This window comes from Acidomonas methanolica (genome assembly GCF_004346035.1).
Taxonomy (GTDB): Bacteria; Pseudomonadota; Alphaproteobacteria; order Acetobacterales; family Acetobacteraceae; genus Acidomonas; species Acidomonas methanolica.
The window spans coordinates 34805-53150 of the sequence record NZ_SLZN01000007.1; the positions used below are offsets into that span (position 1 = coordinate 34805).

General features: G+C 68.7%; 19 protein-coding genes and 1 tRNA gene. 7 read left to right on the forward strand and 13 right to left on the reverse strand.

Annotation, left to right across the window (positions count from 1 at the left end; genetic code table 11):
* Nucleotides 1–23 precede the first annotated feature (23 nt).
* The 4 genes from dusB to hpnA all read right to left on the reverse strand — a co-directional run bounded on the left by dusB (nucleotide 24) and on the right by hpnA (nucleotide 4359).
* Nucleotides 24–1109: a tRNA dihydrouridine synthase DusB gene (gene dusB / locus EDC31_RS07535; protein WP_042058131.1), complete on the reverse strand. Its 1086-nt coding sequence runs from the start codon at nucleotides 1107–1109 to the stop codon at nucleotides 24–26.
* Nucleotides 1110–1319: 210 nt separating this feature from the next.
* Nucleotides 1320–2201 (reverse strand): squalene/phytoene synthase family protein, encoded by an 882-nt coding sequence (locus EDC31_RS07540; protein ID WP_042058129.1) that lies wholly within the window; start codon nucleotides 2199–2201, stop codon nucleotides 1320–1322.
* Nucleotides 2198–3361, reverse strand: coding sequence for a glycosyltransferase (locus EDC31_RS07545; RefSeq protein ID WP_042058194.1), 1164 nt, complete (start codon nucleotides 3359–3361; stop codon nucleotides 2198–2200). Before EDC31_RS07545 ends, EDC31_RS07540 begins: the two co-directional genes overlap by 4 nt.
* Entirely contained in the window at nucleotides 3361–4359 is a 999-nt protein-coding gene (gene hpnA / locus EDC31_RS07550) for a hopanoid-associated sugar epimerase (RefSeq protein WP_042058127.1), read from the reverse strand. The genes EDC31_RS07545 and hpnA overlap by 1 nt, the downstream gene beginning before the upstream one ends.
* A gap of 269 nt (nucleotides 4360–4628) precedes the next feature.
* On the opposite strand from hpnA, the gene EDC31_RS07555 reads away from it, so the two are divergent.
* Nucleotides 4629–5663, forward strand: a complete 1035-nt coding sequence (locus tag EDC31_RS07555) for a lysylphosphatidylglycerol synthase domain-containing protein (RefSeq protein WP_042058125.1) — start codon at nucleotides 4629–4631, stop codon at nucleotides 5661–5663.
* The gene (locus EDC31_RS07560; protein ID WP_042058123.1) at nucleotides 5660–6550 is read left to right on the forward strand and encodes a prephenate dehydrogenase/arogenate dehydrogenase family protein; all 891 of its coding nucleotides are present in this window, start codon (nucleotides 5660–5662) and stop codon (nucleotides 6548–6550) included. The genes EDC31_RS07555 and EDC31_RS07560 overlap by 4 nt, the downstream gene beginning before the upstream one ends.
* 213 nt (nucleotides 6551–6763) lie before the next feature.
* On the opposite strand, the gene pyk is transcribed toward EDC31_RS07560, so the two are convergent.
* The 4 genes from pyk to EDC31_RS07580 form a co-directional block, all read right to left on the reverse strand.
* Entirely contained in the window at nucleotides 6764–8209 is a 1446-nt protein-coding gene (gene pyk / locus EDC31_RS07565; RefSeq protein ID WP_239641729.1) for a pyruvate kinase, read from the reverse strand.
* Between the two features lie 51 nt (nucleotides 8210–8260).
* Nucleotides 8261–9262: an SH3 domain-containing protein gene (locus EDC31_RS07570; RefSeq protein ID WP_132126977.1), complete on the reverse strand. Its 1002-nt coding sequence runs from the start codon at nucleotides 9260–9262 to the stop codon at nucleotides 8261–8263.
* Between the two features lie 67 nt (nucleotides 9263–9329).
* Nucleotides 9330–9704 carry a DsrE family protein gene (locus tag EDC31_RS07575; RefSeq protein WP_239641536.1) on the reverse strand — a complete coding sequence of 125 codons (375 nt, stop codon included), beginning with the start codon at nucleotides 9702–9704 and terminating at the stop codon, nucleotides 9330–9332.
* Complete coding sequence (locus EDC31_RS07580) at nucleotides 9701–10501, reverse strand: HesA/MoeB/ThiF family protein (protein WP_042056201.1); 801 nt, start codon at nucleotides 10499–10501, stop codon at nucleotides 9701–9703. The genes EDC31_RS07575 and EDC31_RS07580 overlap by 4 nt, the downstream gene beginning before the upstream one ends.
* A 219-nt stretch (nucleotides 10502–10720) precedes the next feature.
* Here EDC31_RS07580 and EDC31_RS07585 point away from each other — a divergent pair, with 219 nt between their 5' ends.
* Entirely contained in the window at nucleotides 10721–11302 is a 582-nt protein-coding gene (locus EDC31_RS07585; protein ID WP_081797414.1) for a DUF2939 domain-containing protein, read from the forward strand.
* Between the two features lie 23 nt (nucleotides 11303–11325).
* On the opposite strand, the gene EDC31_RS07590 is transcribed toward EDC31_RS07585, so the two are convergent.
* Nucleotides 11326–11550, reverse strand: coding sequence for a DUF3126 family protein (locus EDC31_RS07590; protein ID WP_042056199.1), 225 nt, complete (start codon nucleotides 11548–11550; stop codon nucleotides 11326–11328).
* A 215-nt stretch (nucleotides 11551–11765) separates the two neighbouring features.
* On the opposite strand from EDC31_RS07590, the gene EDC31_RS07595 reads away from it, so the two are divergent.
* Both EDC31_RS07595 and EDC31_RS07600 read left to right on the forward strand, forming a co-directional pair.
* On the forward strand, nucleotides 11766–12245 hold the full coding sequence (locus tag EDC31_RS07595) for a hypothetical protein (RefSeq protein ID WP_042056197.1): 480 nt from the start codon (nucleotides 11766–11768) through the stop codon (nucleotides 12243–12245).
* Between the two features lie 65 nt (nucleotides 12246–12310).
* Nucleotides 12311–13210, forward strand: coding sequence for an IclR family transcriptional regulator (locus EDC31_RS07600; RefSeq protein ID WP_052511624.1), 900 nt, complete (start codon nucleotides 12311–12313; stop codon nucleotides 13208–13210).
* Here EDC31_RS07600 and EDC31_RS07605 read toward each other — a convergent pair.
* Together EDC31_RS07605 and EDC31_RS07610 are read right to left on the reverse strand one after the other, a co-directional pair.
* Complete coding sequence (locus EDC31_RS07605) at nucleotides 13186–14151, reverse strand: glycosyltransferase family 2 protein (protein WP_042056194.1); 966 nt, start codon at nucleotides 14149–14151, stop codon at nucleotides 13186–13188. The genes EDC31_RS07600 and EDC31_RS07605 overlap by 25 nt on opposite strands.
* 8 nt (nucleotides 14152–14159) lie before the next feature.
* Complete coding sequence (locus tag EDC31_RS07610; RefSeq protein ID WP_239641535.1) at nucleotides 14160–14468, reverse strand: YggT family protein; 309 nt, start codon at nucleotides 14466–14468, stop codon at nucleotides 14160–14162.
* 155 nt (nucleotides 14469–14623) lie between these two features.
* Between EDC31_RS07610 and EDC31_RS07615 the strand changes: the two genes are divergently transcribed.
* A tRNA-Ala gene (locus EDC31_RS07615) sits at nucleotides 14624–14699 on the forward strand.
* Between the two features lie 24 nt (nucleotides 14700–14723).
* Here EDC31_RS07615 and EDC31_RS07620 read toward each other — a convergent pair.
* Complete coding sequence (locus EDC31_RS07620; protein ID WP_132126978.1) at nucleotides 14724–15323, reverse strand: TetR/AcrR family transcriptional regulator; 600 nt, start codon at nucleotides 15321–15323, stop codon at nucleotides 14724–14726.
* 84 nt (nucleotides 15324–15407) lie between these two features.
* Between EDC31_RS07620 and EDC31_RS07625 the strand changes: the two genes are divergently transcribed.
* Nucleotides 15408–15803 carry a DUF5367 family protein gene (locus tag EDC31_RS07625; RefSeq protein ID WP_052511621.1) on the forward strand — a complete coding sequence of 132 codons (396 nt, stop codon included), beginning with the start codon at nucleotides 15408–15410 and terminating at the stop codon, nucleotides 15801–15803.
* Nucleotides 15804–16268: 465 nt separating this feature from the next.
* Here EDC31_RS07625 and EDC31_RS07635 read toward each other — a convergent pair whose 3' ends face one another.
* Complete coding sequence (locus tag EDC31_RS07635; protein WP_052511618.1) at nucleotides 16269–18194, reverse strand: potassium transporter Kup; 1926 nt, start codon at nucleotides 18192–18194, stop codon at nucleotides 16269–16271.
* Between the last annotated feature and the right edge of the window lie 152 nt (nucleotides 18195–18346).

Consider the following 18346-nt stretch of genomic DNA (forward strand, 5'->3'; position numbering starts at 1 on the left):
ACGCCTTCAGCCGGCTCGCTCCCTCACGCCGCATCGGAATAATCCGCCGGACACGCACCCTCGCGCTCGCGCACCACCCCGGCGGCGATCCGCTCGTCATAGAATGACGTGATGAGCGCGATCACCGCCGCCGCGTCGTCCAGCCGGTTCACCTCCGCCCGGAACGCCGCCGAACCCGGAAGCCCCGCCGAATACCAGGACACATGCTTGCGCGCGAGACGCAGCCCCGGCCGCTCGCCGAAATGCGCCTGCATCATGTGATAGTGCTTCAGCACGATCGCCTTCTCGGTCGCCAGATCGGGGTCCGGCACCTCCCGCCCCGAGACGAGCGCCTGCGCCACCTGCGCCGGGAACCACGGCCGCCCGTAGCAGCCGCGCCCGATCATCACCCCGTCCGCGCCCGAGGCGGCCAGCGCCCGCCGCGCATCGGCGACGGAGACGATGTCGCCGTTGACGATCACCGGCAGCGACACGCTCTCCTTGACCTGCCGCACGAACGCCCAGTCCGCCCGGCCGTTATAGAACATCTGCCGCGTCCGCCCATGCACCGTGACCATGCGGATGCCGCTCTCCTCCGCGATCCGCGCGAGTCGCGGCGCATTGAGCGTGGTGTGGTCCCACCCCATGCGCATCTTCAGCGTCACCGGGACCGGCACGGCCTTCACCGTGGCTTCGAGAATCGCCGCCGCCTGCCGCTCGTCGCGCATCAGCGCCGAGCCCGCCGACTGCCCGACCGCCACCTTCTTCACCGGACAGCCGAAATTGATGTCGATGATGTCCGCGCCACGATCGACGGCGATTTGCGCCGCCCGCGCCATGGCCTCCGGCTCGCACCCGGCGAGCTGCACCGCGTTCGGCCCGTTCTCGGCATTGCGGGCCATGCGCAGCGTGGTCTCGTTCTCGCGCACCATGGCCCAGGACGCGATCATCTCCGAGACCACCAGCCCCGCCCCCAGCTCGCGCGACAACTGCCGGAACGGCAGATCCGTCACGCCCGACATCGGCGCGAGAATCACCGGCGTCTCGATGACCACGCCCCCGAGATCGACAGGATGCAACAATGGGACGGACCCCCGCGCGGGAGCCACGGTTTCGACGGCGCTGGACATGATTGCTCAAGACTACAGGACTCGGCGGAGCGGACGCAATCGCGATCGCCGCATTCCGCGACCGCGCGCCCGATCCTTGTCCATGCCGGGACTCGGAGGCTGTCTCGAAAGGCGTCGTGTCATGGAGGCGACGCTCCCGGGGCTTTTGCCCCTTCCGGGTGCGGGGCAGGGCCCCGCATCGGCGTGAATCACGACGTCTGAAACAGTCTCTCAGATCAGATGCCGCAGACTCGCGCCCAACGCTACCAGACCGTCGATCCTGCCCGGTTCGACACGCTCCGCCACCGGATCGGCCCGCCGCAGCCGGGCGGCGAGCCGGTGCGCGATCTCCACGATCACCGCCGATTCCAGCCGCATCCGCCGGTCGCGCACCAGATCGGGCAGACGCCGCGCCTCCCGGTTCAGCTCGTCCACATGATCCAGCAGCCGGTCGAACACGCGCCGCAGCCCCGGCTTGCTCCGCGCCAGACGCAGCGCCTCGATCCCCACGCCCTCCTCCGCCAGCCACGGCAGGGGCAGATAGCAACGGTCGAGACTCCGCAGATCGTCCGCCGCGTCCTGAATATGGTTCAGCACCTGCAACGCCGAGCACAGCGCGTCGGAGGGCGCGAGCGAATCCGCGTCCTCGCCATGCAGCTTCAGCAGGAAATGCCCGACCGGATTGGCCGAATAGCGGCAATAATCGAGCAGTTCCTCCCACGAGTCGTAGCGGTTCTTCACCGCATCGCGGCAGAATGCCTCGACCAGATCCGTCGCCGTCTCCAGCGGCACGCCCGTCGCCAGCAGCATCCGCCGCACCGCGACGGCCGTCTGCGCATCCGCCCGGACCGGCGCCTCCCGCTCCCCGCGCACCACCTCCGCCATGGCCCGCAGCCGCGCGATCTTCTGCGCCGGCGTCAGGCGGGTCGTATCCACCATGTCATCGACGACGCGCGCGAAATTGTAATAGATTCGCACGGCGGGGCGCTTCCGGCGGGAAATCAGCAGGGAGCCGACCGGGAAATTCTCGTCCCCCGCCCCCTTGGCGGAGGTGACGTCGTCCCGGCCCCAGACCGACTTCTCCGTTCCGGGCGATTCCGTCACGACATTCATGCCTGCATCCCTCCACCATGGACCGGCTCGGTATAGGCCCTGTCCTTCCACCGCACGCCCTTGCCGCGATGATGATCGACCGCCGAGCCGATCGTCGCCGCCATGTAGAATCCGGCCACCAGCGGCAAGGGCAGCGCCCGCCAGAACGGCTGCCCGAAGCGCCGGAGCGTGGGCGCGAAGGAGGCCATGCTCAGCCCCCAGGCCAGCGCCCCGAACAGCCGCGCCCGCCCGCGCCCGAACAGCGCGAGCCCCATCGGCGCGAACCACACCAGCGCCAGGCCGAGGACGGTCCCCAGCAGCAGCAGCGGCGAATACCGCAACTGCACATAGGCCGTGCGCGCGATCATCCGCCAGATATCCCCCGCCCCCTCATAGGGCCGCTTCGACCAGGCAAGTTCCGAATGGCCGAGATAGAGCGCGCCGCCCGTCCGCTTCACATGCGCCGCCAGCGTGCAATCGTCGATCAGCGCCCCGCGCAGCGCCTCGATCCCGCCGATCCGCTCCAGCGCCATCCGCCGGACCAGCATCGTGCCGCCCGCCGCTCCCGCCACGGGCGAGGCCGGGTCGTTGATCCGCGCGAAGGGATAGAGCATGGCGAAGAAATACACGAAGGCCGGCACCAGCGCCCGCTCCGCCGCGCTCTCGCATTTCAGCCGCACCATCTCGGAGACGAGATCGAGCCGCTCCGCCTGCGCCTTGCCGACGAGCGTGCGCAGATGCGCGGGATCGTGGATGATGTCGGCATCGGTCAGCAGGATGAACGCATCGGCCCCGAGCCGCTCCAGCGCCGCCTGAACGCCCTGATGCACGGCCCAGAGCTTGCCGCTCCACCCCGCGGGGCGGTCCCGCCCCTCGATGACCGTCAGCCGCGCCCGCGGGTCCGGCACCGCGCGCGCGATCGCGCCCGTCCCGTCGCCGCTCCGGTCATCCACGACGAAGACCGAGACCGGCCCGTCATAATCCTGCCCGAGCAGGGACTCCACGCAGGCCGCGATCGTCTCCGCCTCGTCCCGCGCGGGCACGACGATCGCCACCTCCGGAGAGCGCGCCAGCGCCCCCGCCGGCGTCAGCACCGGCCCGTACCGCCAGAACCGCCCATGGGCGAAAACGAGCTTCAGCCACGCCCCGAGCGCGGCCAGCCCGAGCAGATCACGCCACATCAGCGCGGAATCCGCCCATGGGCGCGGAACCACTCGACGGCATCCGTCACCGCCGCCCGCGCCGGACGCGGGGCATAGCCCAGCTCCCGCTCCGCCTTCGCCGAGCTGAAATACATGAGCTTGCGCGACATCGCGAGCGTCTCCCGCGTCACGCGCGGCTCGATGCCGAAGCCGCGCGCCAGCCATTCCGAGACGACCGCCACGGGATAGAGCACGTCCTGACTCAGCTTGACACGCGGCGGCCGTACCCCCGCGACCTCCGCCACCATGCGGAACAGCGCGCCGAGGCTGTGATTCTCGCCGCCGAGAATGTATTTCTGGCCGATCCGCCCGCGCTCCAGCGCCAGGACATGACCTTCCGCCACGTCATCGACATGGACGATGTTCAGCCCGGTCTCGACATAGGCCGGCATCCGCCCCGAGGCGCAATCGACGATCATCTGCCCCGTCGGCGTCGGCTTGATGTCGCGCGGCCCGATGGGCGTGGAGGGATTGACGATCACGGCGGGCAGGTTTTGCTCCGCGATCATCCGCAGGACGACCTGCTCCGCGCGGTATTTGGAGAGCTTGTAGACCCCGATGACCTCCCGCTCGGTGACGGGCGTCTCCTCATCCGCCGAGCCGCCGTCCTTGCGCAGCCCCAGCGCGGCGACGGAGGAGCAATAGACGATCCGCTCGCATCCCGCCTCCAGCGCCGCCTGCATCAGCAGCCGCGTGCCGTCGACATTCGCCCGCATCATGCGCGGCGGATCGGGCACCCAGAGGCGGTAGTCGGCCGCGACGTGAAAGAGATGGCGGCATCCCGCCAGCGCGGGCGCGAAGCTCTCCGGCGACAGGAGATCGCCCTCGACGATCTCGGCGTCCAGCCCGGCGAGATTGGCGCGGTCCGTCCCCTTCCGCACCATGAGACGCAGCCGGTGCCCGCGCTCCTGCAACACCCGGGCCACCGCCGAGCCGACGAACCCCGTCGCCCCCGTCACGAGCGTCATCCCGCCCATCGCGCCGTTCCCTCCGCAAGCCGTCATCGGCGCGCACCATACTGCCCCGCGCGCGGGGCGCAAACGCCGCGTGCAAGAAAACATGCCGGTGGTGACATATCCGTTCTGACATGAATGTCACGTTCCGTCACAAAACGGCCATCAGACGCCGCCTGGAGTAGCGGAAACCGCCGTGCTGGTGTAAGCGCCCTGCAAGACGCATCCGGCCCGGCAGTTCGGCCGCCTGCTTCCCATGGCCCGACCGTCCCAGGCAGATCGCTGTTATCGTCTTGAAAAAAATAACCATTCTCTTCGCGCTTCTGGGCATCGCCGCCCTGACCGCCATCACGGCGTGGCTCGGCGTCGGACATGTCCTCAACGCCATGCGCCGCATCGGCTATGACGGATTCGCGCTGCTGGTGCTCGGCCAGGCCCTGGTGAACTGCCTGCTCGGCCTCGCATGGTGGGCGACATGCCCCTTCCTCGGAGCGGGGCGCACCATCGCCGCCCGCTTCATCCGCGACGCCGCCGGGAACTGCCTGCCCTTCTCGCAGCTCGGGGGCATGATCGCGGGCATTCGCGCGACCTGCTTCGACTTCACCAGCCACCGCCGCCGCGTCATCGAATGGCCCGAGGCCGTGGCCACCAATCTCGCGGACATCACCGCCGAGGTCATCGGCCAGATCGCCTTCATCCTCATCGCCCTGCTCTGCCTGATCGGCCATCAGGACGGCGCCCGCTTCACCTGGCCGCTCCTGGGCGGCATGGGGCTGCTGTCCCTCGGCATCGCGGGCTTCGTCTACACCCAGCATCGCGGCGGCGCCGCCATCCGCTGGCTGGCGCAGTTCTTCGGCAAGCATATCGCCGAAAGCTGGCGCGATTCGCTGGTGGACAACATCGACGCGTTCCAGAGCGAGCTGGACAGGATCTGGAGCCGCCCCGGCCGGGTGGCGCGCGGCACCCTCGTCCATCTGCTCGGCTGGCTGGCCAGCGCGGCCCTCACGCTGATGGCCTTCCGCTTTCTCGGCGCGTCGCTGAGCTATCTCGACGCCGTGGCCATCGAGGGCGTCGTCTGCGGCGTCATGTCCGCGGGATTCCTCGTGCCCGCCTCCCTCGGCGTGCAGGAAGGCGCCTATGTCGCGCTCGGCGTGATCTTCGGCATCGCGCCGGACGTGGCGCTGGGCATCTCCCTCCTGCGCCGGGGACGCGACCTGGCCATCGGCATCCCGGTCCTGCTCGTCTGGCAGGCGCTCGAAATGCGCCGCCTCCAGCACCCGGCGGCGCAGGACCGCTCCGTCGCCCCTCCCAGCCGCGCCTCGTCATGACCGGACCGCTCTGCCATACCCTCTGCGTCATCGGCCCCGGGCTGATCGGCTCCTCCGTCCTGCGCCGCGCGCGGCAGAGACCCGGCCTCGCCACACGCCTCATCGCCGCCGACCGTGACGAGGCGGTCTGCGCCCGCGTGCGGGAACTCGGCCTCGCCGACGAGGTGACGACAGACGCCGTCCGCGCGGCGTCGGAGGCCGATATCGTGATGATCTGCGTCCCTGTCGGCGCGATTCCCGCCGTCGCGGCGGCGGTCATTCCCGCGATGAAGCCGGGCGCGATCCTGACCGATGTCGGCTCCACGCGCCGCAGCGTGGTCGACGGCGTGCGCCCCTTCCTGCGCCCGGATGTCCCCTACGTGCCCGCCCACCCCATGGCGGGCACGGAGCATTCGGGCCCCGACGCCGGATTCGCCACGCTCTTCGAGGATCGCTGGTGCCTCCTGACCCCGCCCGAAGACGCATCGACCCCCGAGGCCGTCGCGACGATCGAAGCCCTCTGGCACGCCATGGGCGCGCGCACCCGGATCATGGACGTGGACCATCACGACAAGATCTGCGCGATCGTGAGCCATGTGCCGCATCTCCTCGCCTTCTCGATCTGCCAGACGGCCGACTCCCTCGCCACCGACCTGCGCTCGGAAGTGCTGGATTTCGCCGCCTCCGGCTTCCGCGACTTCACGCGCATCGCCGCATCGGACCCCACCATGTGGCGGGACATCTTCCTGCATAACCGCGAGGCAGTGCTGGAAATGCTCGACCGCTTCCGCAGCGACGCGGAAACCCTCGCCCAGGCCATCAGCGAAGGCGATGAGGCGACCATCGTCGCCAGCATCGAGCGCGGCCGCCGCATCCGCCGCAGCCTGATCGAAAATCGCCAGGCCTGAGAGTCCTCCGGAGACCCGCGCCCTTGGAGGCTGTCTCGAAAGTCGTCGTGTCATGGGGGCGACGCTCCCGGGGCTCCGCCCCGAACCCCGCCAAAGGGCGGTCGCCCTTTGGAAACCCCTTAATTAAATTCAAGGGTTGACGGGGCTTTTGCCCCTTCCGGGTGCAGGGCAGAGCCCTGCATCGGCGTGGGTCGCGACGTCTGAAACAGCCTCTCAGGGAATCGACACGACCCGCAGCGTGTTGGTCGATCCGCGCTGGCCGAACGGCAGCCCCGCCATGAGCACGATGCGCCCGCCCTTGTAGGCGAACCCCTCGGCCTGGGCGATCTCGCTGGCCTGATCCACCAATCCCTCCACCCCGAAGACCGGCATCTCCTGCCCGACCGACTGCGCGCGCACGCCCCAGGCGAGACACAGCCGCCGCGCCACGAAATCATCCGGCGTGAGGGCGAGAATCGGGCTGTACGGACGCTCGCGGGACAGGCGCAACGCCCCCTGCCCAGTCTGGGTATAGGTCACGACGGCCGAGGCCGAGACCGCCTGCGCGACGGTCCAGGCCGCCTCGGCGATCGCCGCACCCGTCGAACCGTCATGCTCCAGCGCGACCTGATGCAGACCCGCGCGCCACTCGGCGTCACTCTCGATCCGCCGCGCCACACGCGCCAGCATCTCGACCGCCTCGCGCGGATACGCGCCCGCCGCGCTCTCGGCCGAGAGCATTACCGCATCCGCCCCGTCGAAGATCGCGGTCGAGACGTCCGACACCTCGGCGCGCGTCGGCGTCGGCAAGGTGATCATGCTCTCCAGCATCTGCGTGGCCACGACCACCGGCCTGCCCTGCCGCCGCGCCTCGCGGATCACGCGCTTCTGCGCGATCGGCACCTCCTCGCTCGGCAGCTCGACGCCCAGATCGCCGCGCGCCACCATCACCGCGTCCGACAGCGCCACGATCTCCTCGAGATCCTGCATCGCCTGCGGCTTCTCGATCTTGACGAGAATCGCCGCCGCGCCGTTCGCGATGCGCCGCGCTTCCCGCACGTCGTCCGGACGCTGCACGAAGGACAGCGCGACGTAATCCACGCCGAGCTGCAACGCGAAGGCGAAATCCACCCGGTCCTTTTCCGTCAGGGCCGGAATGGGCAGCACCACGTCCGGCACGTTGACGCCCTTGCGGTCGGACAGGACACCCCCGACGACGACTTCCGTGTCCAGATAGTCGGCGCCGCAGGCCGTCACCTTCAGACGCAGCTTGCCGTCATCGAGCAGAAGGACGCTTCCCGCCTCCACGGCCTCGATGATCTCCGGATGCGGCAGCATGACACGCTCGACCGTGCCCGGCGCCGGGTCGAGATCGAGGCGGAAGGCGGCGCCGGGCATCAGAGTCACCCGCCCCTCGGCGAATCGCCCCACACGCAGCTTCGGCCCCTGGAGATCCGCGAGAATCGCCAGGGGACGGCCCAGCTCGGCCTCGATATCGCGCACGACGGCATAGCGCGCCGCATGATCCTCATGGCTGCCATGCGAAAAATTGAACCGGAACACATCGGCCCCGTTCACCGCCAGGGCGCGAATCATCTCCGCGCTCGACGACGCCGGTCCGAGCGTCGCCACAATCTTGGTTCTGCGGGTCGCCTCGCCCGTCATCGGGCGCTCAGCCATGGACATTTCTCGCTCCATTCCTGTTCCCGCCTGCCCCGGTCGATACCCGGGTCAGGTCGGCTGAATGACCTCACCCGGTAAGAGCCCCCAGAACAGACGCTTCTCGAGCCATCCGCTATAGCCCTTCACGAACACGCGACACCACCCCGAACCGGCTGGACATTCCTTAATGTTACCGACAGTACCGGGTTCGAGTACCGCCGTGATCGCGCTGCCGTCATCCGGCTGCGCATGCAGCAGCACCACGCCCCGCATCGCCCGCGCCTCCTGCCCGGTGCCGACATGGCCGATGACCCGCGCATCCGCCCGCCCCGGCTGGTCGCCGCCGTGCCGGGCGGCCCCGGCGCCCGCGCCGCCCGGCGACTCCGCGTCGGGCTTGGGGTCCGTCTTGGGGTCGGGTCCGGACTCGGGCTCGGCCTCGCCCGGAATCACGAAGGTCCGCTGGCCGACCAGCGTCGCCTGATGAACCCATCCCTTGGTGCCGTCCGCCATCTCGACGAGCCGCCAGATGTCGAATTCCCGCTCGATCTTCACCGGCATGCCGCGCCGATGATAGACCCAGTCGATCGGATAGCGCTGGCCCGGCCCGCGCCGGACATACACCTTGTCCGCCCGCATCGCGGCGAAACGCGGCAGGGGCAGGCCGGTATTCGTGCCCTTGTCCTCCGGAGCCGGCGGCGGGGGCGCGGCCGGGACGGCCGGAGCCGGAGCCACCGCGGCGGCCGCGGCGGGCGCCGCATGCCGGGCGGCGGCATGCGTCTTCCCGTGCGCCGTCGTCCCTGCCCCCTTGTGCGCCTTGTGGGCATGATGATGCGCCGCGCCGCCGCTCTTCGCCGCATGGGCGTGATGCGTCTTCTTTCCCGCGCCGCCCGAAGCCGCCCCCGAAGTGCCCTTTGAGGCGGCGGCACTGCCATGATGATGCTTGTGATGCGCGGGCGTCGTCTCTCCGCGCGCGGGGCACGAGCCCCCCGCGAGCGCCCCGAACAAGGCGACGGAACAGGCGATCAGCGCGAAGCGCGGCCCCGATACGGAACCGTCATGATGGGTCGTCATGGCTGCATGGGTGCCAAGTTGTGCGGCGGAGGGCAAGGGGCGGCCTCAGGGGGCGGCTTCAGAATGTTCAGAATGTCATGAAAGGGCCGTCGGCGGCCTCTTCGAGAAAGCGCACGACGCCTGCGACCTCCACGCCGGGCGCGAGATCCTCCGGCGCGAGCCCGGCCATGCGCAGCCCGCTCTCGCAGGCGAGCAGGCGCGCGCCGAGGCCGCTCACCGCCTCGCGCAAGACCGCATATCCCGCCACGCCGCGCGCCCGCGCGCCCGAATCCGCCTCCGCCCCGTCGAGACGCTCCCAGTCCCGCGCCAGCGCCAGCACGCCGGACCCGCCCGCGAACACCAGCACCTCCCGCCCGAGCGAGAGCGCGCCCGCCGCCGTCACCATCGCCTGATGCGCGCGACACCAGTCCGGCCCGCAGATCATGATCGCCAGCCGCCTCACGATCTGTCGTCGCAATCGGAACCGCAACCTGGCCCGCAACCGGGACAATGCGGATCGCGCGCCAGCGCGAAGGAGCGGAATTGCGCCGCCAGCGCGTCCCAGCAGAGCAGCCGCCCCTGAAGGCTCTCCCCGATGTCCAACTGCTCCTTCACCGCCTCCGTCGCCATCATCGCGCCGATCACCCCCGTCACGGACCCCAGAATCCCCGCATCGCCACAGCGCGGCGCGTCGTCCTCCGTCGCATCGGGATAAAGGCAACGATAGCACGGCCCGCCCTTCTGCGGGCGAAAGGTGGAGATCTGCCCCTCAAACCGCTGCACCGCGCCGGAGACCAGCGTCCGCCCCCGCCGCACCGTGGCATCCGACACCGCCTGCCGCGTCGCGAAATTGTCGGAACCGTCGCAGACGAGATCATACGCGCCGACCAGCGCGTCCAGCATCGCCGCCTCCGCCCGTATCCGGTGGGTCTCGACGACGATCTCCGGATTCAGCGCGCGCAGCCGGGCCGCCGCCGCCTCTACCTTCGGCCGACCGACGGCGGCCGTGTCGAACAGGATCTGACGCTGGAGATTGGACAGATCGACCGTGTCGTCATCCACGAGCCCGATGCGCCCGATCCCCGCCGCCGCGAGATAGAGCGCCACCGGCGCGCCCAGCCCTCCGACGCCGATCACCAGGACGGACGCGGCCCGCAGCCGCGCCTGCCCGATCGCCCCGATCTCCGGCAGCAGGATGTTGCGCGAGTAGCGTTCGATCTCGGCGCGGGAAAAGCTCAGATCAGGTCCGTCTGTCGTCATGCCCACATGATAGGACGCGAATCCCCCTCGCGTCCAAAACCCGCCCGTGCCGGCGCGTCGAAATCTTGCACGAAAATGAACTGCCCCTAAGGTTTACGTTGAATTCCGCGCTCCGGCGGTGTCATAGTCGTGGCAATCGAGTCGAGCCGTTCGCGCCGCCTTCCTCGTCTCGCCGGAGGAGTCAGGCGCGGTTTGCCCAATGTGCAGGGATTTGGACATATGAGACGCCTCGCCCGCCTTCGTCTTCTTCCCGCCGCCGGCCTCGGCCTGGCGGGCCGGGCCATGCCCGGATCCTACACGCCGCGCTCGAGCCATCTGATGCTGGCCGGGGCCGTCGCCGTTCTGGCGACCTACCTGCTGTCCCCCTTCCTGGCGCTGTGGACGATCAACGGCGCGGTCCGCACGCACGACGCCCACCTCCTCTCGACCCATATCGACTGGAGCGCCCTGAACACGAATCTCAAGCAGCAGACGATCGATGCGATTCTCGGCCCGCCCCCCGAGGCGGACGACCTGCCCGATTTCGGCTCAGCCTTCGCCACCACCGCCATTTCTCATGCCATCGACACGCGGCTGACGCCCAGCGCGCTCCTCGGCATGGCGACCCAACTCATGCCGAAAGACGGCGAGCCCATCGGCTGGGCCACGCTGTTCACGCGGTTCTCCGCCCGTTTCGAGGGCGTCACCCGCTTCAAGGCGGAGGTGGACGCGCCGGACGGCAGGACGCAGGCGATCGTCCATCTCAAATTCGAGCACTGGCACTGGCAGGTGACGCGGGTCGACCTGCCGGGCGTCGCCTGAAGATCTTCCCGCGCCGTAGCGCCTTACTTCGCGGGAAGATCTTCCTCCAGCACGATGATGTTGACGGCGTAGGAGATTTCGCCCTCTTCCTCGTCGCGATGGATCGTGCCGATCACCTCGTCATTCACCGCGAGTTCGACCGAGAGACCGGCGCGCGGCGGCGCGTTGACCTTGAGATTCGGCGATCCCAGCAGGCGTCGCAGCGTTGTCTGGAGTCGGGCGATTTCCGAGGACGAGATCGAGGCCATGAAGACAGGCTTTCCTTGAGAGAGGGAGAAACACGCGGCGCCCCCGGACGGAAGAAGGGAACCGCCCTCCGCACGCAACCGAGGGAATGCGGCGGAGTTGTGTAGACCATCGGAACGCCGGGGCAAACCGCTTTCCCACCGCCGATTTGCCTCGTTCTTGCCGTGATCGCCTGCCATCTTGACGCCATCGAGAACCTGTGGAGGGGAAAACGCCGATGCTGGCGCTGGTTGTGCCTTTCTGGACCTATCTCGAAGGCATGTTCGAGCACACCGTCAAATCTGACGGCTACCAGCTCGAGACCTATACGACTCCGACGGAGGCGCCCGCCTCGTCGACGGACTGGTCCCGGACCGCGCACGCCATCGCCCGGGGCGACCGCTCCCTGTCTCCGGAGAAGATCGCGGCATTGCTGCACGCCGTCCCCGCCTCGCAGACCGCGCGCCTGCAGGCGGCGTTGCGCGTCCGCCTCGCCGCCAATCCCCATGACGGGCTCGCCCTGCTCGATCCGGTGCGGGTCGCGCGATTCAGCGGCATGAATGTCTGCGCGGGCGGCTCCCCCGCCTGGAAGGCCGCGCTCCGCGCGCCCCTCGCCGCCGAACATGGGCTGACGGACATGTATCAGCGCGACGACTGCCTGGCGGCGATCGCCGCTCCCGCGCACCGCCGCAAAGGCGGGACGAACACGCATCCGTAGGGCTATATAACAACTTCGTGACATAACGTTCATATTGCGATAACTCACCCGTCACGCGTGATAGGATGGGTGAACCGATCGCCGGAGACATCACGCTCCGTATGTCGATGGCAGACAGTTCCGCAACCCAGAGCAGTCCCGTCCAGAGCAGTCCCGTCATGAACAGCCTCGCCACTTCACACGCGCCGCATTGGAGCCATGAGAGAGCCAGCGATGCCTGGCCCCCGGGCACCCAGACTCTGGGGCGCGGCCTGTCTATCGTCCACGCCGTCAGCAACGGCGCGCGCACGTTGTCCGAACTCGCCCCCGCCATCGGCTGCTCGCGCAGCACGACCCAGCGGCTCACCTCCGCCCTGCTGCGCCGCGGCTGGCTCCAGATCATGCCCTCGGGGCGCTTCGGGCTCGGGCCGCAACTGACGCGGCTTGCGGCTCAGGCCCGCCCGGGGCTGAACATCGCCGTCCTCAGCCGTCCCATTCTCGAAACGCTGGCCGAGCGGACGCGGGACGCGGTAGTGACAGGCGTCCGCTCCGAGGACCGCGTCCTGTGTCTCGACGGCATCGAAAGCCGGCGCGGCCTGCCGATGCACCCGGCGGTCGGCGAGATGTCTCCCCTGGCGGCCAACGGGCTCGGCCAGGCGCTCCTCCTGCATGAGGAGGAATCGACGCTTGCGCATTTTCATTACGATGCCGGCGGGTCGGACGCCACCCTCGCCCTCTGGCTCCAGGACATGACACTGTCCCGCGCGCGCGGCTACGTGCTCGAACGCGACGCGAACGGGCATGACACCCGCGCCATCGCCCTGCCGGTGCGGGACGCAACAGGCGCCATCGCGGGCGCCATCGCCCTGTCGAGCGCGCCGGCTTTCCTCTCCCTCAGCCGCGTCGAGGCGCTCGCCCCGCTCCTGCTGCAAACCGCCGCGGAGGTCGGTCGCGCCCTCGGCTACGATCCCGTCACGGCGGCCTGAGCGCCCGTCTCCACGCCGAGGCCGTCGCCCTCCGGCGCGCCGAACCGCAGATAGGCGAGACGGCGCGCCTCCAGCCGCGCTGCCGCGACCGTGTCCAGGATCAGCCCGCTGAAGAAGGACAGCGCGGCGAGAATCATCAGCCCCGTCGCCAGAACCGCCGTGGGCAGGCGCGGCACCAGCCCCGTGCGCCAGTAATCGCCGATCACCGGCAGGCCGAAGCCGAGCCCCGCGACGCAAAGGCACAGCGCCAGCATCCCGAAGAAGAGGTGCGGACGCTCGTGCTTGATCAGGCGCAGGATGCATCCCAGAATCCGCACGCCGTCGCGATAGGTCCGCAAGGCGGAGAAGGAGCCGGGCAGGCGCTGGCGATAGACCGTCCGCATCTCCGCGATCGGCAGATCGAGTTGCAGCGCGTGGACCGTCAGCTCGGTCTCGATCTCGAATCCCGCCGACATGGCCGGAAAGGACTTGACGAACCGGCGGGAAAAGACCCGGTAGCCGGAGAGCATGTCCGTCAGACGCCGCCCGAAGAGCAACGTCACCATCCCCGTCAGCACCCTGTTGCCGAGGCGATGGCCCGGACGATACGCCCCGCGCTCCTCCGTCACCCGCGCGGCGTTGACCATGTCCAGCTGGTCGGCCACCGCGCGCGCCAGCAGCGCCGGGGCCGCCGCCGCGTCATAAGTGGCGTCGCCATCCGTCAGAACGTAGAAATCCGCCTCGATGTCGGCGAACATGCGCCGCACCACATACCCCTTGCCCTGCAGGGGTTCCCGGCGGACGATCGCGCCCGCCGCCGCGGCGATTTCCGCCGTCCCGTCCGTGGAATTATTGTCATAGACATGGATCAGCGCCTCGGGCAGCGCCGAGCGGAACGCGCGCACCACCTCGCCGATGGCCATCGCCTCGTTGTAGCATGGAATCAGTACCGCGATCCGCATCGGGAATGCTAGACGCCATGCATCGCGAGGCTGACGAAGAGGGTCCGCAGCGCCGGAACGACGATGAACTGCAAGGCCAGCAGCACGACCAGCGGGCTGAAATCCATGGCCCCCATCTGCGGCAGCAGGTTGCGCACCGGCGCCAGCACCGGCTCCGTCACCCGGTTGAGGAAATCCGCGACGGCATAAACCACACGGTTGCGCGGATCGAGCACGCCGAACGCCAGCAGCATGCTCATCAGGCAGGCGAGGATCAACGCCCAGGTGAACAGGTTGATGACCAGCATCAGCACACGATAAACGGTGAAAATCAGCAAGCTCCAGCCCCTCGGCAACACGAACGAGACAGCGACTCTACCGCCCCGCCGCCCCCCTCACAACCAGATCCGTTTCCGGGCCCGCATAATCCCCGGCACCCCGCAAATCCCCATTGACACCGCCGTCCAGCCGTATATGTATCGCCCCGCACCGTGGGGCTGTAGCTCAGATGGGAGAGCGCCTCGTTCGCAATGAGGAGGTCAGGGGTTCGATTCCCCTCAGCTCCACCATGGTGCCTTCCCTTTACATCGCCGTCACGACTCCGGGCCGCGACCGCATCCCGGTCCCTGCGAAAACCGTTTCGCCAACATCTCCCCGGCCCGCCCCAACAGGCCCGGCCGGACGAGGTCCAGCAGACTCAGCCCCTCGGCCATGGCCAGCAACGCCTCCGCGCGGCCGGCAGCCGGGTCCGGATCGTCCAGAATGTGGCTCAGCCATGCCGTCCATTTCGCGACGATGGCGCCCGCGATCTCGTCATACGGCGCCTCCCCCCTGGCGCCGAGAGACAGGATCTCCGTCCAGAGCCGCATGATCCCGCCATGCCGCTCGTCCTGCGCGAGGCGGACCCAGACACGCAGGATCTCGGCCTCGTCCATCCCCTTGCGAAACGCCCCCGCGAACACCCCGTCCGCCTCGGCCCCGACACGCGCCAGAACCAGCCGGACCAGATCGTCCCTCGTGCGGAAATAATAGACCACCATCCGCCCGCTGGTGCCCAGCAGTTCCGCCGCGCGCCGGAAGCTCAGCACCGAGACGCCTTCGCGTTGCACGACTTCGGCCAGCCTGCCCGCAAGCGCCTCGCGGCGGGCAAGGAACTCCGTCGTTTCGGCCCCGGCCGCCTTCGACTCCGTCATGATGTAACGGCCATAACATTTCCCTTGCGCCCCATCGGTCTCCATGCTTCCATGTAACGGTCGCTACATCACGGAGAACCGCCCATGCCGACCCCGTCTCAAACCGCCAGACTCCTTGCCGTGACGCTTCTTCTCTGGGTTGTCGCCACAGCCTATCTCCATTTCCTTCCGAGCCGGATCGTCAACCCGCTCTCCGGCGCCCTCGCCTATGTCACGACCATCCCCGTCGCCTGGCTGAGCATCGTCATCATCCGCATGGCGGCGCAACTGACTCCCGCCCAGCTCCTTCCGGGCGTCTGTCTCGTCGGCACCGCCGCCATGATGCTGGACGGCGCCGTCCTGCGCTGGATGCCCCATCTCTATGCGACGGACGAACGCGTTCTCCATTTCGGCGCGGCGTGGCTGCTCTGGGGTTACGGTCTCAGCCTCGGCATCGCCCTGCTCATGTCGCGCCGCGCGCCCCACCCCGCGCAGGCGTAACTCTCATCGGCAGCCATTTACGGGATCGGGAGTCAGGGTGCAACGGGGACCAGCCGGTCGCCCGATTTCCGGAAAATGCCCGCCGTTCGAGACCGCAGGATCGTTAACAGGCAACGTCATCGCCATATGTTCGTGTCGAGCGGCAATGACCGCCCGTCAGGGCGACTGGTCCGTCCTCCTGACCCCGAATCGCCCTGTCCCGCGCGAGTGGCTCGGGGATGTCGCCGGGAAGGATATCCTCTGCCTCGCCGGGGGTGGCGGACAACAGGGGCCGATTTTCGCCGCCGCCGGAGCGCGGGTGAGGGTGCTGGATGCATCAACCAGCCAACTGGCGCAGGACGAGAAGGTCGCGCGCAGGGACGGTCGAAATACATGCCCGCCCTGTTCGCGACGAAGGCGGAAAAGCTCTCGCCGCGGGGATGACCCCGGCACCGTCACAAAACCCCGACGACGCGCCCGCGCCCCTCACATCGGCACGTTATGGCCGATCTCGATCAGCCGCTCGCGGGGCAGGGTGAAGCGGTCCGACGCCCGCACGGCGTTGCGGTAGAGAAAGGCGAAGAGCAGCCGCCGGAGCGGGGCCATGCGCGGCCTGGAGCGCGCGCCCACGATGTCGTCATCCCCCGCCATGAAGATCACCTTGTCCAGGTCGATCTCGCATCCCGCCATCTGCGCCCGTCCCAGCACCGCGAAAAGATTGGGAATCTCGATGAAGCCGAACCGCACCCGCACATGCCACACGCCGTCCGCCACGCGCTCGCTCCGCACGCGCTCCGCCTCGTCCACGCGCGGCGTTTCCTCGAAAATCACCGTCAGCACCACGGTTTCGGCCGGCAGGGACCGGAAGGCCGCGACATGACGGGCCACGATCGGCGGCACCGGCAGGTCGGAGGGTGACAGGAACACCATCGTCCCGCCGGTGCGCGGCACCTTCCCCTCGCGCAGATCGCCGAGCACCTTCGCCCCCCGCTCCCCCTTGCCCGTCAGCCCGGCATGCAGAAGCTGCACGCCCCGCCGCCAGGTCGTCATGATGGCATAGATCGAGATCCCGATGAGCAGCGGCACATAGCCGCCCGCCTTGATCTTCAGCAGGTTGGCGGCGAAGAACACGCCATCCACCAGCGCGAAGAACAGCGCCACGGGCACGGCCTGCCAGAGCGCCCAGTGCCAGCGCCGCCGCATCACATCGAAGATCAGCAGCGTCGTCATGAACATCGTCGTGGACACCGCCGTCCCGTACGCGCCGGACAGCGCATTCGACGAGCCGAAGGCCAGCGCGATGGAGAGCGTGACCATCATGACCGTCCAGTTCACCACCGGCACATAGATCTGGCCGTATTCCGTATCCGAGGTCTGCCGGATCGCGAGACCGGGAAACCAGCCGAGCTGGATCGCCTGACGCGTCAGGGTGAAGACGCCGGTGATCGTCGCCTGGCTGGCGATGATCGTCGCAAGCGTGGCCAGCAGCACCATCGGCAGCACCATGCCATGCGGCAGCGTCGCGAAGAACGGATTGCCCTTCGCCCCCTGATGCGCCAGCAGGAACGCCGTCTGCCCGCCATAGGACAGGATGAGACAGGGCAGCACCACGACCGCCAGGGCGAGCCGCACGCTGTCGCGCCCGACATGGCTCATATCGGCGTAAAGCGCCTCGGCCCCCGTCACGGACAGGAATACCGCGCCGAGAATCACGAGGCTGCGCGAGAGATGCGCGCGCAGGAACTCCAGCCCCAGCAGAGGGTTGAGCCCCGCCAGCGCCGCCGGATCGCGCAGCAGCGCCGCCAGCCCGATTCCGCCGATCGTCAGGAACCACAGCAGCATGACCGGCCCGAACACCTTGCCGATATGCGCCGTGCCGAGCGGCTGGATCAGAAAGATTCCCAGCAGGATCGCCGCCGCGATGGGCAGGACATAAGGCTGGAAGGAACTGGTGACGACCTGCATCCCCTCGACGGCGCTGAGCACCGAGATCGCGGGCGTGATCGCCCCGTCGCCATAGAGCAGCGCCGCGCCGAACAGCCCCGCCGCGCAGAGCAGCGTCCGGCTCCCGTACCAGCTCCGCCCGAAGCGCGCCCCCACCAGCGACAGCAGGGCGAGAATCCCGCCCTCGCCCCTGTTGTCCGCCCGCATGACGACGATGGCGTATTTCACCGCCACGACCAGCATCATGGTCCAGACCAGCAGCGAGAATCCGCCCAGCAGCGTCTCGGCGTCCGTCCCGCCGGCATGGCCGACGCCGGAATCGGCGATCAGCGTCTGATAGGTGTAGAGCGGGCTCGTGCCGATATCGCCGAACACGATCCCCAGCGCCCCCAGCGCCCCTCCGAAAACGGATTTTCCGCCGCCCTTGCCCCCACTCGTCCTGTCCACACTCGTCCCGGCCGCGCTCATTCCGACTCCGTTATACTCTGCCTGTCAGCCCGCACTAACACGCCATCTGCCGCCCGTGTTGCCGCACATCCCGCCATGAACGCAATGTCGTGAGATGCCCACCACATATCTCGCCATTTCTCCGACTCCGCCCCTATAGTCGCCAAAAGCGC

What these genes read in the sequence shown, in the direction of transcription:
- EDC31_RS07590 (WP_042056199.1), bottom strand. Translation starts at nt 11,550, where the DNA reads ATGGCCTCGATCTCGTCCTCGGAAATCGCCCGACTCCAGACAACGCTG.
- EDC31_RS07595 (WP_042056197.1), top strand. Translation starts at nt 11,766, where the DNA reads ATGCTGGCGCTGGTTGTGCCTTTCTGGACCTATCTCGAAGGCATGTTC.
- EDC31_RS07585 (WP_081797414.1), top strand. Translation starts at nt 10,721, where the DNA reads ATGAGACGCCTCGCCCGCCTTCGTCTTCTTCCCGCCGCCGGCCTCGGC.
- dusB (WP_042058131.1), bottom strand. Translation starts at nt 1,109, where the DNA reads ATGTCCAGCGCCGTCGAAACCGTGGCTCCCGCGCGGGGGTCCGTCCCA.
- EDC31_RS07545 (WP_042058194.1), bottom strand. Translation starts at nt 3,361, where the DNA reads ATGTGGCGTGATCTGCTCGGGCTGGCCGCGCTCGGGGCGTGGCTGAAG.
- EDC31_RS07600 (WP_052511624.1), top strand. Translation starts at nt 12,311, where the DNA reads ATGGGTGAACCGATCGCCGGAGACATCACGCTCCGTATGTCGATGGCA.
- pyk (WP_239641729.1), bottom strand. Translation starts at nt 8,209, where the DNA reads ATGGCTGAGCGCCCGATGACGGGCGAGGCGACCCGCAGAACCAAGATT.
- EDC31_RS07570 (WP_132126977.1), bottom strand. Translation starts at nt 9,262, where the DNA reads ATGACGACCCATCATGACGGTTCCGTATCGGGGCCGCGCTTCGCGCTG.
- EDC31_RS07620 (WP_132126978.1), bottom strand. Translation starts at nt 15,323, where the DNA reads ATGACGGAGTCGAAGGCGGCCGGGGCCGAAACGACGGAGTTCCTTGCC.
- EDC31_RS07560 (WP_042058123.1), top strand. Translation starts at nt 5,660, where the DNA reads ATGACCGGACCGCTCTGCCATACCCTCTGCGTCATCGGCCCCGGGCTG.
- EDC31_RS07580 (WP_042056201.1), bottom strand. Translation starts at nt 10,501, where the DNA reads ATGACGACAGACGGACCTGATCTGAGCTTTTCCCGCGCCGAGATCGAA.
- EDC31_RS07625 (WP_052511621.1), top strand. Translation starts at nt 15,408, where the DNA reads ATGCCGACCCCGTCTCAAACCGCCAGACTCCTTGCCGTGACGCTTCTT.
- hpnA (WP_042058127.1), bottom strand. Translation starts at nt 4,359, where the DNA reads ATGGGCGGGATGACGCTCGTGACGGGGGCGACGGGGTTCGTCGGCTCG.
- EDC31_RS07635 (WP_052511618.1), bottom strand. Translation starts at nt 18,194, where the DNA reads ATGAGCGCGGCCGGGACGAGTGTGGACAGGACGAGTGGGGGCAAGGGC.
- EDC31_RS07540 (WP_042058129.1), bottom strand. Translation starts at nt 2,201, where the DNA reads ATGAATGTCGTGACGGAATCGCCCGGAACGGAGAAGTCGGTCTGGGGC.
- EDC31_RS07605 (WP_042056194.1), bottom strand. Translation starts at nt 14,151, where the DNA reads ATGCGGATCGCGGTACTGATTCCATGCTACAACGAGGCGATGGCCATC.